The organism is Clostridium sediminicola (assembly GCF_050402865.1).
GTDB classification, from domain to species: Bacteria; Bacillota; Clostridia; order Clostridiales; family Clostridiaceae; genus Clostridium_AF; species Clostridium_AF sediminicola.
In genome coordinates this window covers 42,865-57,717 of sequence record NZ_BAABMF010000001.1, presented here as the reverse complement: position 1 = coordinate 57,717, position 14,853 = coordinate 42,865, and the positions used below count along the sequence as shown (strand labels likewise).

Here is a 14,853-nt window from a genome sequence, read left to right as displayed (position 1 = left end):
ATTATGGTCGAAGTTCAACTAAATTACTTTTTGTGTAATAACCATTATAGATGAGTATAATCTAAAAATATAGGAGTGTATAAATGAGAATAAAAAGGGAAAGTAAAAGAAAAATAGACTTACAAAAGTTATATCCAGCGCTAACTAATAATAGAGATGGCCCCATTTATGGCTACATTAATAGAAAAGGAAAATTTATTTTAAAACCAAAATACCAAAATGCTAACGATTTTAATAAATTTAATATAGCTATAGTCCAGGAAAATAACTTAACAGGGGCAATAAATCCTAAAGGGGAATATGTTATTAAGCCTATTTATGACAATATTAACTCTTTTAAAGAAGGACGTGCTACCTATATATTAAATGGCAATATGGGTGTTATGGATGAAAAAGGTAATATAATGACAAATAAACCTTACAACTATGTAGGTGATTATAAAGAGTCTAGAGCAATGATTGGGATACTTAATTCTACTAACTCCTATACTTACGGATATATAGATAGATTTGGAAATGAAATTATACCTCCAAAGTTTTCCCAAGCTAATGATTTTATAGATGGTGTAGTATTAGTTAAAATCAAAGATAAAAAGTATGCGTTGATAGATTTATATGGAAATATAATAAACACTTATAACTATGAAATTGTAAGTCAATATGGAAATGGCTTAATGGTTTTTTCCAAATCTTATGGAGATAAATCAGGTTATATTAACATAAAAGGACAAGTAGTTATAAAACCTATTTATTCTTTTGCTGGAGGTTTTAAAGATGGTTTCGCAGTAGTAAGTACAGAAGATGGTTATAATGGTCCCTATGGTGTAATTGATCAAAATGGAAACTACATTTTTCAGCCTATTTATAGCAAAATATATTATTTAGGTGAAAGTCGTTTCGCCCTTGGAATGCCAATTGGAGAAGATAAGTTTACAAGTCCTAGCATATACGCTATAGGAGATACAACAGGCAAACAATTAAGTGATTTTAACTACTTAGCTGTCGGTAATTATAATAAAGAACTAGCTTATGGATCTGATAATGAGTATACTTTCTTTATTAATAAAAATGGAAAAATTGATAATAGCCTTCCTATTGAAAAAGGAAGTGGAGAATTAGGACTTAAGGATAATATAGTCTATGCAAATATTGATTTTTATCCATACTATTTAAGTAAATCAGGTAAAATAATTTATAAACCAAATGATACTATACTTCTTAGCAAAAAGTATTCAGTCACTAAGGTCAAATATAGTCCAAATATAGATTACTTAATATATAATCCTGCAGTTAATGGAGTATCGAATAAAAAAGTAGAAAAAAATATAAATAAAAAATTAATAGAAATATCTTATTTTGAGCCATTGTTTGAAGAAAACTTAAAATCTCCTTACATTGTATCTCCAGATGATGTTTTAAACTATAATTATTTTGGTGATTTTTCTGTACAATTTTTTAAAAATAATCTATTAACTCTAGACATTTTTGGGTATTATTATCCTTTAGGAGCAGCACATGGAATGCCTGTTAAAAAGACACCTAGTATAGATTTAGTGACAGGAAAGTTTTATACCCTAGGAGATTTATTTATGGGCGGTGTGTATTGGGTTGGAGAATTAAATAAAATCATTAAAAATATGATTGAAACTGATCCACAGTACGAGTATATCTTTAAGGATTCTTTTAAAAGTATAAAAGAAGATCAACCCTTCTATTTGGACGATGAAAATTTGTATATATACTTTCCCCCTTATGAAATAGGTCCTTATGCTGCAGGATTTGTAACCTTTAAAATACCCTTTAACCAAATTGAAGGAATGATGAACAAAGGCATATATAGCTAGAAAGTCACTCCACTTCACTAAGAAATTCTAATTTATTTTCTTAAATATATACTAAAAAATTATAACTCGTTGCACTCAAACAATAATTTTTCTTAACGCATATATTACGAAAATAAATAAGAATTTCTAAAGCTTGTTAAGATGACTTTTACGCTATATATGCTTCTTCTACTCGCTGAAGGATGGAATTTAAAAATTAGTGTAAAATTTTTACACAACACTGCAATGTGTTGATATAACTGCACTTGATAAGTATAAAATTGCTAAAAAAATTTATAAATTCCTATACAAAAATAAAGAGGGAGATTTTTATAAATCGCTAAGCGTATAATAGTTTTATATCTAAACTTTATAATAAATAACATATTTTGTTGTATTTTAGAGAATCCAAAATTGGATTCTCTAAATTTACAACATAAACATCATTGTTTTTAAATCAAATTCTATAAGAATGATCTAATGGTCCACTACCTTTTCCCAAATCTAAATTTGCTCTTAATGCACCAGTAATATATTCTTTACTATTTCCTATACTTTTTTCAACACTATATCCTAAAGCAAGGTTACTAGCAATTGCAGAAGATAATGTACATCCTGTGCCGTGGGTATTAGAATTCTCTATTCTTTCTCCTTCAAACCAATGTATGTCTCCATTAGAGAATAATAAATCATTAGCATTGTTTTCAAGATGTCCACCTTTGATTAATATATGACCATCATAATTTCCAGCAATTTTTTCAGCTGCCTTTATCATATCATCTGAACTTTTTATTTCAAATCCGCACAAGATTTCTGCTTCAAAAAGATTAGGAGTAATAACCGTTGCAAGTGGTATTAATTTATTTAAAAGCTTATGTATTGCATCTTCGTCAAGAAGTTTAGATCCTGAAGTTGCAACCATTACAGGGTCAATAACAATATTTTTAGGTTTATACTCTTTCAACTTTTCTGCAATTGCTTCTATAATCTCGATGGATGATACCATTCCAATTTTTACTGCATCAGGGAAAATATCTGTAAAAACACAATCCATTTGATTCTTTACAAAATCAACTGAACAAGCTTCTATTCCATAAACCCCTGTTGTATTTTGTGCCGTTAATGCTGTAATTACGCTCATTCCATAACATTTATTAGCTATTATCGTCTTTAAATCTGCTTGTATACCGGCTCCTCCACTACAATCAGAACCTGCTATAGTTAATACGTTTTTCATACAAACACCCCTTTTCTCAGTTGACAGTTGACTTCTAAAAAATCCTCTCACAAATATCTTTTAATTCACAAGTTGCCTTAGCAATATCTTTTTTAGCTAGAATAGCTGAGATTACTGCTACCCCATCAATGCCACTACCTTTTAATGATGAAACATTCTCTTTATTAATTCCACCAATTGCAACTATAGGAATATCAACTGACTGACAAATATTTTTTAGTGTTTCAAAAGTAACCGCTCCTGCATCTTTTTTTGTATCTGTTGAGAATACTGCACCAATTCCCAAATAATCTGCTCCTAACTTTTCGGCTTCTATAGCCTCATTAACTGTTCCTACCGAAACACCTAATATCTTATCTTCACCAATAGCTTTTCTAGCTTTATCTATAGACATATCATCTTGTCCAATATGTACTCCATCAGCATTGCTTTTTAAGGCAATATCTATATTATCATTAATTACAAAAGGAACAGCATATTCTTTAGCTAAATCCTTTATTTCTAAAGCTAAATTCAAAAAACTATTTTCATCTAAATCTTTTTCTCTTAACTGTAGAAACGTAACTCCATTGATTAAACTCTCCTTAACGTGAGTAATTAAGCTATCTTCTCCTAACCAGCTTCTATCTGTCACAAGATATAGTAATAAAGATTTTTTATCTACTTTCAATCTTAGCACCTTCTTTTAAAGTTTCCAACTCCATCAAACTAACTCCATCAATTAAATATGTTCTAAAAGAACCTGTTCCTTCTTTTCTAGCTGTTACCTTTTCATAAGCTTTTTCTCCAGATAACCCCATTGTTGTAATAGCCATAACAGTAGCTCCAAAAATATCATCTCTGTTTGGACCACAATATGTTGCAATAACACTACTTGTCATACAACCTGTTCCAGTAATTCTTGACATCATTTCATGACCATTACGTATCAAAGCTACTTTTTCACCATCTGTAACAATATCAATAGCCCCTGTAGCAACAATAACACAATTAAACTTTCTAGAGACCTTTTTTATAAATTCAATAGATTCATCGATATTATTATCTCCAATAACATCATCCTCTTGTACGTCAACACCACCTGTATTTTTTGAATTTGAGTTTAAAGCTTTTATTTCTGACATATTTCCTTTGATAACAGAAAAATTTATTTCTCCAACTAATGTTTTTACTGCAGTATTTCTTAACTTAGAAGCTCCTACTCCCACTGGATCTAAAACTACTGGTAAACCTAGTTCATTAGCTCTCTTTCCTGCTCTTACCATAGATTCTATCATTGCTGCATTAAGTGTTCCTATATTAATATTTAGAGCATTACTTATTGAAACAATATCTTCTACTTCATCTACTCCCTCAGCCATTATAGGTGATCCCCCTGCTGCCAAAACAATATTTGCACAGTCATTTACAGTAACATAATTTGTTATGTTATGCACTAGCGGTGGATTTAACTTTAGATTCTCTAATAATTTTTTAAACATTTAATCACTCCTTCTCTACTTTATAAAACAAATTAATTTATTTTTATTCAAAGCTCATGTCCCAAAAGTTCATCTCATGCTGGCACGCTTCAAGGAAAATATTTATCAATTTTTCTTCCTCTTCTTTATCAATTCCAATGCAAATTCTATCTAATAACTTACATGATTCTACACTAAACTCTTCAAATTCTTTTCCTGCATAAGCTTCAATCCATGGACCATAATAATTATTTGATAAACTATCACCACATTCTTGTTTTAATGTTTTCCCAATATATTCATATGTTAAAGTACATGGCAGCGCAGACATAAATATTTCTTTTATATCCCCACCCTCCGCAAAGCTTAGCATATAATCTAAATATTCTCTATTGGCAGGTTTTACTACCATATCATCAACTTTGTATACATCAAGATCATAATCGTGAAGATATTTTATATGCATATTGGTTTCATCAGACATTACTACTCCTATACACGTATGTAAAAATTGTAAGTCTTCTACCCTATTAACTAACAAGAATGCATGTGCATAAACTTTTGCATAGTCCTTAAGGTATAAAGAATCTTGGATCAAATAGTTTCTATACTTACCTCTGTCCAATGTTCCGTCCTTTAATCCTCTAATAAAAGGATGTTTCATATAATCCTCATAGAACTTTAAAACTCTTTCATCTTCTACTAGTCGTTTTGAAAAACTCATACTCTCACCTCAATTTCTTAGTTGTAACACTTTTAAATTTGTTAAAGGTATTATTGCTAGTACAACAACACATAGTATTGCTTCTACACCAGACCCTAATACATTATAGATAATAGAATAAGGCCATACATTCATACCTTCCGGCGCAAATTCTCCAAAGAAAATAACCCCTGATAATATACTAAAAAATATTGATATTGCGGATGCAGTAAGTGCTCCAGCCACTAACTCTGATTTCTTAAAAACTCCAAACATTGGTGTAAAAGCAATGGCCATCATTGAGCCATAATAATCTAATGGTATTTGAAGTGGGTAATATGGTGGCTGAATAATTATTTTTAAACTAGCAACAATTATTGCGCAAATTATTGCTTCTTCAGTGCTAAAAACTACAGCAAGAATCATTATTGGAAGCATAGATAATAAACTACACCCTCCACCTTGTGGAAATGGTACTAGTTTTATCATATAAAGAACTATGGTTATGGCTGCCACAAGACCAATTCTTGAAATCACTCTTGCCTCAAATTTAAATCCTCTCAATCTTTTGATACTTACTACTAATATTGCCAGTGTGAAAATAATTGCTAAAATAATCGCTATGTTCATTTTTGTTCCCCCTTGTAATATTTTGATATTCTAAAAACTACATAAAAAAAACGTGTTACCCAATTAGGCAACACGCTAAAATACGCTAAAACATATTCCTACGCTGGCATTATCCAGATCAGGTTTGAGGGTATTCATCGCATTAGATATCATCTCAGCCTGATTGCACAAGCTCCCCTGAATATTAAATTATAACTAAATTATAGAATTTTCCACAAAAATAGTCAAGCCCCTTTACAAAATATTTATTTCTGAAGCAATACAAACCATAATACTGTCCACTAGTTCTTTAGTACTCCTATCTACACCTCGTTCATAAAAAATTAATATTATATATTATTTATACTATATAATTCACATAACTCTTTATATTGCTACAACTACAAACAACTTCCATTGATTAAGAAATTTTTTTATTATAAAATGACTTTGACGTCGATTATTCCCGTAGATTGCCGGGACCCCTCATTTTTTCTATGATAGTTTACTACTTACTATCTATTTATGATTAAATATTTTACCAAACCTTAGGAGGATACAAATGATAAAATTTAAAAGTTTGAAAACTATTCTTTTAGCCAGTGCTTTAACAGTAGGCATTTCTTTTTTCTCAACAAATGATGTTTTCGCAGCAACTTATAAAATTCAACCTGGAGATTCATTATATAAAATTGGTGTTCTATTTAATACTTCTTCAACTATTTTGATGAATGATAACGGTTTAAAAAGTACAAGTATTTATCCTGGACAAGCTATCTATGTATCATGTGAAACTCATAAAGTACAAAGTGGCGATTCTCTTTACTTAATTTCAAAAAAATATGGAGTATCTATTAATAATCTAAGAAAAGCAAATAATATTTGGAATAACTATATTTATCCAGGGCAAACATTAAATATACCAGGCGTAAAACCACCTTCAGGAGTAATCAATTATTCTCAAAGTGATGTAGACTTACTGGCTAGATTAATAACTGCTGAAGCAGAAGGAGAACCATATGCCGGTAAAGTAGCTGTTGGTGCAGTAGTTATAAATCGAGTTCAAAGTGGTAGCTTTCCAAATTCAATAAGTTCTGTTATTTACCAAACAATAAATGGGTATTACCAATTTACACCTGTCCTTAATGGTCATATTTATAAACCTGCAACTGCAGACTCTGTAAAAGCTGCCTATGAAGCACTTAATGGACAAGACCCTACAAACGGTGCATTATTCTTTTATGATTCAACTGTTACAAATCAATGGCTTTTATCAAAACCTGTTGCTGTTTCTATAGAAAACTTAACATTCGCGTATTAATAAATGGTTGGATTTGAAACGATGATTCAATTATAATAAAGAAAAGATATGAAATAAACTACGAACTAAAACAGTGACAAGTGACAAGTTAAGGTATCCTCAACTTGTCACTTATCACTTATAACTTATCACTATAAATTGCGAAGCGCTTTTCTTCGCAATTTATTTAAGGGAGGAAAATCATGAATGATGATAAACTAAAGCATACTCAATCTTGTTGAGGTCCTAATGAAGAAGGTATAGGTGAATACCTTGGACAGAGTAAAGAAAATTGTTTGATTTGTAATAATAAACTTGAGTATTTGGATATTGGAAAAGAGTTTCTATGTATAAGATGTGGTAAAAAAGAAATAGGATATGTTTATTGTTCTAATAACCATTATATTTGTGATGATTGTCATGGTAAGGATTCATTCGATTTGATTCAAAAATTATCTCTTTCTTCAAAAGAATCTAACCCTTTAATTATTGCAGAAAAAATATTAGAGATATCTTCTATCCCTATGTTAGGCTGTGAACATGCATGGATTACTGCTGGTTCTTTTTTAACAGCTATAAGAAATCATGGAGAAATTAAAATTACAGATAATGAAATTAGAGAAGCATTAAATCGTACAAAAAAACAAGCCATAGGTGCCTATTGTGGTTTAACAGGAATTTGTGGAATAGCACCAGCTATAGGAGCTTGTTTTAGTGTTATACTAGGAGCAGCATGCCCTAAAAACAAAGAAACTGCTACTACTATGCATGTCGTTTCTCATATAATTGATGCTATAGCTAATGAAACAGGTCCTTGTTGTTGTAAAAATTTTATGCGCACATCTTTAATTGAGAGTTGTTATCTTGCAGAAAAACATTTAAATATAAAACTTCCACATGAAATACATATTGTTTGCAAAGATAATCACCGGCATCCTCATGGCTGTAGAGAAACTAAGTGCAGTTACTTTAGAGGAAAGTAATTATAAATTGCGAAGCGCTTTTCTTCGCAATTTATAGTTGACAGTCTACAGTAAAGGTTGATTTTCTTACAGAAAATCTTTAATGATTTAAGCTTTCGTTAGCTTCACTAACTGGAATAAGGTGCTTTTACTATCGCAAAAGGAAAGAAATATTAATATCAACACTGGTAAAACATTGCTAGAAGCTAAAATAGATTCTCTACGCAGTAACTATTCAAAATCTAGCTTTAAAAGAGTCTTCTTCAAAGTTTCAGCTGATTTTCGCAATTTTTCTAGCTCTTCTTCATTTAAAGGCACTTCTAATAGTTTTTTTACTCCTGATGAGCCAACTATTGCTGGAGCTCCAAGATAAATACCATCAATACCATATTCCCCTTCTATTATAGTGGATACGGTTAGAATTGAATTTTCATCTCTTATTATTGCCTCAACAATTCTTTTAACTGCTAAAGACACCGCATAATAAGTGGCACCTTTTCTGTTTATCACTTCATAACCTGCATTTTTAACATCTTGATGTATATTGTATTTGGATAAACCATCGCATTGCCTGCAAACATTCTTACAATACTCATTTATATTCATACCTGCCACAGTAGTTAAACTCCATGTTGCTATTTCAGAATCACCATGCTCTCCCATAATATACGAATGTACATTCCTTGCATCAATATTTAGTTTTTTGCTAAGAAGGTATTTAAATCGCGAAGTATCTAATACAGTACCTGAACCAATTACTCTTTCTTTTGGAAATCCAGACAACTTATATGTTATGTAACTTAGTATATCTACAGGGTTTGACACCACTAACAAAATTGAATTTGGAGAATACTCTGCAACCTTTGGAATAATATCTTTAAATATTTTATAGTTTTTATGTATTAAATCTAATCTTGTTTCTCCTTGTTCTTGGGGAGCACCTGAAGTGATAATGACTATATCCGAATCTAAAGTATCTTGATAATCTCCTGCAATTATATCAACAGGCTTAACAAATGAAGCTCCATGTGACAAGTCTAAAACCTCTCCAACAGATTTTTCTTTATTTATATCTACCATAACTATATCTGAAGCTAACCCTGCATTCATAAGAGTAAACGCAGTAGTAGACCCTACAAATCCAGCACCTATAATAGATATTTTTACTGGTGAACTTTTCATAATCCCTCTCCTCTTACGCAATATATAATAATTTATTATCTAAAGATATTATTTACTATTATAATAAAATTATATACTGGTTAAACTACTTTTCTATAAACTCAGAGGGTTTCCCTAAATAAAAGCCTTGTCCATAATCTACATCAATACTTTTCAATGTTGTTAGAATTTCTTCATTTTCAATAAATTCTGCTACTGTTGTTTTATCATATCCTTTTGCCATAGAAACAATAGATTTAGCTAGATATAGATTTTTTTCATTGGCATTTATATCTTTAATAAACGAACCATCAATTTTTATATTTTGGCATGGTATTTTTTTTAGATAACCAATAGTTGAATAAGCAACACCAAAATCATCTATTGAGAAAGTATACCCTTTATCTATATATTTACTGATAGTTTGTGTTAATAGATTTAAGTTTTGAACATTTTCTGTTTCAGTTATTTCAAATTCAATATTCTTATGATTTATGTTGTATTTATCAACTATATTACTTGCTTGCATTAAGTGAGTACTATCATTTAGGCATTTACCTGAAATATTAAAAGAAAAAATCAACTTATCTTCTATATCAATTTCATTTTTATACTTTAATGCTTTCTCTAATATAATAAGATCCATTTCTTCTATAAGGTTATATTTCTCACCTATTAAAATATATGGATAAGGCAATAAATAATGTTCGTTGCACTTTAATCTCATTAAAACCTCGTATTTAGCAATTTTATTCTTTTTGATATCATATATTGGTTGATAAAAAGGAATAATATTTTTATTTTTTATTACTCTTCTTAAAGTCTTTAATTTTTTATTGTCATTTTCAGCTTCTTCAATTAATTCTCTTAAACTTAAATTAATTAATCCAGTTGTATTATGTTGTTTTTTCCTAATAGAACTTTCAGCTATTCTAATATTTTTTTCAAGATTTTTTATTTCATATCCTTGGAAATCTACATATACATATAAAGAATCCAATGATAAGCTCTCATCACTTGCTTTAATCTCTATAAAAGAAATTTCATTTAAAATTCTTTCCATAATTCTTGTTAAATCTTTATTATCTTTATAAGTATAAAATGATAAGATAAAAATATCTTCATATCCTATAGATATTTTAGCTTGCTTGCCGATTATGGTCTTAAGTATTTTTGAGTAATCTTGTAATATTTTATCTATAGTTTCATTATCTAATTCAGACTTTAGTATATCTAAGTTGCTTATACTAATAAATAATAGTTTTAGGTTTTTCGGTGTTTTATATTTGTTTTTTAAATATCTTAAAAATTGATTTTGTTTCATTAGCCAAGTAGTATTATCATATTTTTGCAGTATATCAAAATACATATGGAAAAATGATACAAAAACCAAAATGCTTAATATTCCTATTATTATTAAGATGAACATATATTGTTTTAAACTTTTTTCTATCATTGATTTCTTTGCTATACAAAATACTTTCCACCCTAGTAGATTGCTTGTACTATAGTAGCTATCAACATGTTCATTTGAAGTACTAATAAACTCAATATTTTGGGATAGTTGTTCCAATATAAAGTTCCAAGAAATGCTATCATTTATATATTTTTTTGTTGGACTATTGTCATCAAAATTTGCAGAAAATGATTTACCAACAGAAGCTTTATTATGATTTATTATTATATTTCCTTCAGTAGAAATAACATTAATACAAAAAGTATCTTCTTTAGTAAGATTAAAATAATAATCACTTAGATTCTCTAACATTATGTCACCACTAATAACTCCTAGAACTTTATCATTTTTTCTTAGAGCATAACTAATTGATATACAAGGTTTAGAAGTATTTATATCCTCATAGACATCTGAAATTATAGGATAAGACAAAATAATTGAACTTTTATACCAATCTCTTTTCCTTAAATCCGTACTCATTTGAGATAACTTATTTTTTCCTGTACTAGTAATTAAATTACCAGTTTTGTTGCTAACGTAGTATAAAGAATTAATAATGTTATTAGAGTAACTAACTTTCCCTAAAACAGATAAAAAATCTACATTTTTGATTTCTCCACTTTCTTCGTCAATTGATTCTTTTAATAAATCTCCAATAGCCCCAATATAATTAGCATTAGTAGTAAACTCTTTTTCAAAAAAATCTGTGTAATAGCTGGATTTAATTTTTAAGTTTTCCAAAGTTTCCTTGTATAAATTGCTTTTATAATTTTGATAAATAATCGCTAAAGATAGGGTAATAATAACAAAAATCATTATTGTAGATAAATAATATATTTTATTAACCTTAATATTTTGCTTTTTATTATTCTTGATATCAATCACCCTCTGTCATTATTTTGTAAATATTATGTATTAATGTATTGATTCTCAAATCTTTCACTATAATTCTAGATTATCTCAACCTTAAATAATTGTCAATATTTAATATTTTTCATCATATTTATACTATTTTCTTGGAATGTTTTTCTATTGATAGGAAATACTATTTAAATATAATGGTGTTAATAGTTTACTAGTTCTTTAATTTACATAAAGTATAGGAGAAGAAAATGAAAATTGTTTTAAAGTCTTTGTTAATGATTATTAGCGGAATTATACTGCTTCGTTTGTCTGGCAGAAAATCCATTTCTCAGTTATCTGTTGTTGAAGCTGTTGTAATGATTTCTTTAGGAGACATTATTATAGATCCTCTTTTAGATGAGAATATACCAAACACTTTATTATCTGCATTAACATTTATTTGTATTGTAGTTGCTTTTGAAATATTAGTTTATAGATTTAAATTATTTGAAAAAATATTTATTGGTAAACCAATAATAGTTATAAAAGATGGCAAAATAGTTTATGAAAATTTAAAAAAATTAAGAATTACTGAAAATGAGCTTTATACTAGATTAAGGCAGAATGGAATGTCTACCACAAAAGATATAAAACTAGGAGTTATTGAAGTGAACGGTCAACTAGGTTATGAGTTAACAAATGATGCTCAACCAATAACTAAAAAAGACTTGCAATCTTTTTATGATAAAATAAAGAAACATCAATAAAATTTCTAGGAAAAAAATAATTTTAACAACGTATACAAGTATATATATAATTAGAGATAAGTGAGAAGGTCTCTTTTCACTTATCTCTAATATTTTTAGATTTTCTACAAATCCATTTTATTAAGAATCTCTTTTAATTGCATTAATTCCTCTCTACTAAGAGTAATTCCCTTCCCCATCTTCTCATGTTCTGGGGACCAATCTCTTAAATCATACTTAGCAGTTCTTCCATTCCAACTAATCAAATTAAGTTCCTTTGTCCACCCTTTATTAGATTCTGATACTAATCCTATTGGTTCTTTTATTTCATACTTTATTTCTGCCATTACACTTTATCCTCCCAATCATTCATTTTTCTTTGTTACACTAAAAATCATTAGTACAATATACAACTTCTCCATTAGACATTGTTAATTTAGGAACTATTATTTTATTTCCAAATAAATTCTCTCCTAATGGATCTCTGTATTCAATGTTTTTATCAAGGAGTTTAAATATAACTATATCAGCTAAATTATTTTCTTTTAAAGAACCTCTTATATCTTCTCCAATACATTTTGCAGGTGTAGAGGTTGTTGCTTTTATAATATCATTTAAACTCATTCCTAAAGCTAAAAATTTTGACATTACAAATGGTAAATTCTTTGCATAATAATCCAATGAATATGAAAGATAACGAGCACTATCACAACTTATAATATCTGGATAAAAACCATCTTCTAGAGCTTCTTTTGCTACCTTAAAACCGAAATTTCCTGTTCCATTGGATATGTCAAAAATTACGCCTCTTTCCCTAGCCTTTTTTATCTCTTCAAATACCTTACCATTACTATTAATAATGGTATGTCCTTTTCCTTGATAACAATGACAATAAACATCGCCTTTTCTTAAAACTTTTACAATCTCAGATGCACTCTCAGGAGGATTGGTAGTATGAATAACAACTGGGCAACCTATATACTCAGCTATCTCAATAGTGTCAAATAACGGTTTAATCCCTAACTCTCCAACTACTTCACTCTGGAGTCTTATTTTAAGTCCAATCAATTCTCCCTGGTATTTTTCGAATAAATACTTAATTCTTTCTTTATCCATTAATTTCTTATCATAGTTTTCTGCAAATCCTAATTGTATTTGTCCTTGTGAACTTATATTAAGCTGAGATTTAATATTCATCCACGAATTTACAATTACAGTATTATGAAAAGCATCATATGTTGAACATCCTGCTGTTCCAGCATCTACAACAGTTGTGACTCCATCTGAAAAAAACAAATCCGGATTTATTCCAAGGCCACTACCTGTATGGAAAATATGTGTGTGAAAATCTATAAACCCTGGACACACAAAATATTCTTCAGCATTTATAATGTTTTTTGCTGTATCATTCTCATCTACTCCAACAATTTTACCATTTAATACTCCAATATCTTTTTTATAATCCACATTATTTTCAGGATCAATAACATGACCACCTTTTATAATAAAATCCAATTGCATATTATTCCCTCCCAACTTTCAAGTAATTTATTTTAATCAACACAATTATAAATTACGAACAAGTTCGCAATTTTAGTGACAAGTTACAAGTGATAAGTGACAAGTTCATGATACCTTTCGCAAGCGAAAGCTTTTAACTAAATAAAAGATAAAAAGATTCCTTTTGCATCAGCAAAAGAACATTATTTCAGTTAGCGAAGCTAACAAAGGTTTAGTTAAAGATTTTCTGCAATAAAATCAACCTTAACTTGTCACTTGTAACTTATCACTTGTCACTGTTTTAGTTCGTCTTTTATTTCAATTGTGCACTAAAATAAATATTTAATATCAACATCAAATTCAAGCATATCTTTATTTCAAAACAATTATAACATATTGTCTAAGTATTTACTTCTTTCAAAGTACATGTTAGTATTATTTTGAAGAATAGCTTAAGATAAAAACACAATCCGGTTGGTAGTCCGGATGCAGAATTTCTGTCAGTAACCTGCCCTCCTGGGGTTGTCCATTCTTAATACAAGCTAAAAACAGGAGGAAATAAATATGAGTATTACTTTATCTATTAAGCTAACCGTTTATTACGAAAATCCATTTTGGGTTGGTGTATTTGAACGTACACAATCTGATAAAATTGAAACCTGTAAAGTAGTTTTTGGAGCAGAACCTAGGGATTGTGAAATTTATGAGTTTATACTTAAAAATTATCGCAATCTTAAGTTTAGTAAACCTATTAGTATTGATTCGAAATCAAAAAAACGAATTAATCCCAAAAGATTACAAAAGCAAATTCATAAATCTACTGAAGAAAAAGGTATTAGTACAAAATCTCAAATGGCTATTAAACTACAGCGTGAAGAGAATAAAGTAGAGCGTAAAAAAATATCTAAAGAACAGAAAGAACTACAGAAAAAATTAAATTACGAAAAAAAACAGCAAAAGAAAAAACAAAAGAAACGAGGACACTAAAAAATAACGCAGAGTTGTTAACTCTGTGTTTTTTTTAAATTTTTCAATTTTTTTCTGCAAGAATAC

The 14,853-nt window shown here is 29.0% G+C and carries 14 protein-coding genes and 1 riboswitch; of the genes, 5 read left to right on the top strand and 9 right to left on the bottom strand.

Translation table 11 applies throughout. From position 1 onward, the window contains the following. Nucleotides 1-83 precede the first annotated feature (83 nt). Entirely contained in the window at nucleotides 84-1,844 is a 1,761-nt protein-coding gene (locus ACQ3F0_RS00270) for a WG repeat-containing protein (protein WP_428862980.1), read from the top strand. A 436-nt stretch (nucleotides 1,845-2,280) separates the two neighbouring features. On the opposite strand, the gene thiD is transcribed toward ACQ3F0_RS00270, so the two are convergent. From thiD to ACQ3F0_RS00245, 5 genes are read right to left on the bottom strand one after another with little or no spacing between them, the layout of a single operon-like run. Continuing rightward, nucleotides 2,281-3,060, bottom strand: a complete 780-nt coding sequence (gene thiD, locus ACQ3F0_RS00265; protein ID WP_428862979.1) for a bifunctional hydroxymethylpyrimidine kinase/phosphomethylpyrimidine kinase — start codon at nucleotides 3,058-3,060, stop codon at nucleotides 2,281-2,283. A gap of 34 nt (nucleotides 3,061-3,094) precedes the next feature. Next, nucleotides 3,095-3,739, bottom strand: a complete 645-nt coding sequence (gene thiE / locus ACQ3F0_RS00260) for a thiamine phosphate synthase (RefSeq protein WP_428862978.1) — start codon at nucleotides 3,737-3,739, stop codon at nucleotides 3,095-3,097. Further along, the gene (gene thiM / locus ACQ3F0_RS00255; protein ID WP_428862977.1) at nucleotides 3,717-4,541 is read right to left on the bottom strand and encodes a hydroxyethylthiazole kinase; all 825 of its coding nucleotides are present in this window, start codon (nucleotides 4,539-4,541) and stop codon (nucleotides 3,717-3,719) included. Before thiM ends, thiE begins: the two co-directional genes overlap by 23 nt. Before the next feature lie 43 nt (nucleotides 4,542-4,584). Next, complete coding sequence (tenA, locus tag ACQ3F0_RS00250; RefSeq protein WP_428862976.1) at nucleotides 4,585-5,244, bottom strand: thiaminase II; 660 nt, start codon at nucleotides 5,242-5,244, stop codon at nucleotides 4,585-4,587. A gap of 9 nt (nucleotides 5,245-5,253) precedes the next feature. Next, nucleotides 5,254-5,853: an energy-coupled thiamine transporter ThiT gene (locus ACQ3F0_RS00245; RefSeq protein WP_428862975.1), complete on the bottom strand. Its 600-nt coding sequence runs from the start codon at nucleotides 5,851-5,853 to the stop codon at nucleotides 5,254-5,256. A gap of 78 nt (nucleotides 5,854-5,931) precedes the next feature. Then, nucleotides 5,932-6,043, bottom strand: a riboswitch (TPP riboswitch). 351 nt (nucleotides 6,044-6,394) lie between these two features. Here ACQ3F0_RS00245 and ACQ3F0_RS00240 point away from each other — a divergent pair. Together ACQ3F0_RS00240 and ACQ3F0_RS00235 are read left to right on the top strand one after the other, a co-directional pair. Then, nucleotides 6,395-7,153 (top strand): cell wall hydrolase, encoded by a 759-nt coding sequence (locus ACQ3F0_RS00240; protein ID WP_428862974.1) that lies wholly within the window; start codon nucleotides 6,395-6,397, stop codon nucleotides 7,151-7,153. 182 nt (nucleotides 7,154-7,335) lie between these two features. Next, nucleotides 7,336-8,115: a DUF5714 domain-containing protein gene (locus ACQ3F0_RS00235; protein WP_428862973.1), complete on the top strand. Its 780-nt coding sequence runs from the start codon at nucleotides 7,336-7,338 to the stop codon at nucleotides 8,113-8,115. A gap of 210 nt (nucleotides 8,116-8,325) precedes the next feature. On the opposite strand, the gene ACQ3F0_RS00230 is transcribed toward ACQ3F0_RS00235, so the two are convergent. Together ACQ3F0_RS00230 and ACQ3F0_RS00225 are read right to left on the bottom strand one after the other, a co-directional pair. Further along, entirely contained in the window at nucleotides 8,326-9,276 is a 951-nt protein-coding gene (locus ACQ3F0_RS00230) for an L-lactate dehydrogenase (protein ID WP_428862972.1), read from the bottom strand. 85 nt (nucleotides 9,277-9,361) lie between these two features. Next, a complete protein-coding gene (locus tag ACQ3F0_RS00225; protein ID WP_428862971.1) occupies nucleotides 9,362-11,452 on the bottom strand; it encodes an EAL domain-containing protein in 2,091 nt (696 codons plus the stop codon). Between the two features lie 371 nt (nucleotides 11,453-11,823). Here ACQ3F0_RS00225 and ACQ3F0_RS00220 point away from each other — a divergent pair, with 371 nt between their 5' ends. Next, complete coding sequence (locus ACQ3F0_RS00220; protein ID WP_428862970.1) at nucleotides 11,824-12,321, top strand: DUF421 domain-containing protein; 498 nt, start codon at nucleotides 11,824-11,826, stop codon at nucleotides 12,319-12,321. Nucleotides 12,322-12,425: 104 nt separating this feature from the next. Here the strand turns inward: ACQ3F0_RS00220 and ACQ3F0_RS00215 are convergent, their stop codons facing one another. Continuing rightward, nucleotides 12,426-12,647: a YdbC family protein gene (locus tag ACQ3F0_RS00215; RefSeq protein WP_428862969.1), complete on the bottom strand. Its 222-nt coding sequence runs from the start codon at nucleotides 12,645-12,647 to the stop codon at nucleotides 12,426-12,428. A 40-nt stretch (nucleotides 12,648-12,687) separates the two neighbouring features. Then, entirely contained in the window at nucleotides 12,688-13,821 is a 1,134-nt protein-coding gene (locus ACQ3F0_RS00210; protein ID WP_428862968.1) for a metallo-dependent hydrolase, read from the bottom strand. A 543-nt stretch (nucleotides 13,822-14,364) separates the two neighbouring features. On the opposite strand from ACQ3F0_RS00210, the gene ACQ3F0_RS00205 reads away from it, so the two are divergent. Next, a complete protein-coding gene (locus ACQ3F0_RS00205) occupies nucleotides 14,365-14,787 on the top strand; it encodes a YjdF family protein (RefSeq protein WP_428862967.1) in 423 nt (140 codons plus the stop codon). Nucleotides 14,788-14,853 lie beyond the last annotated feature (66 nt).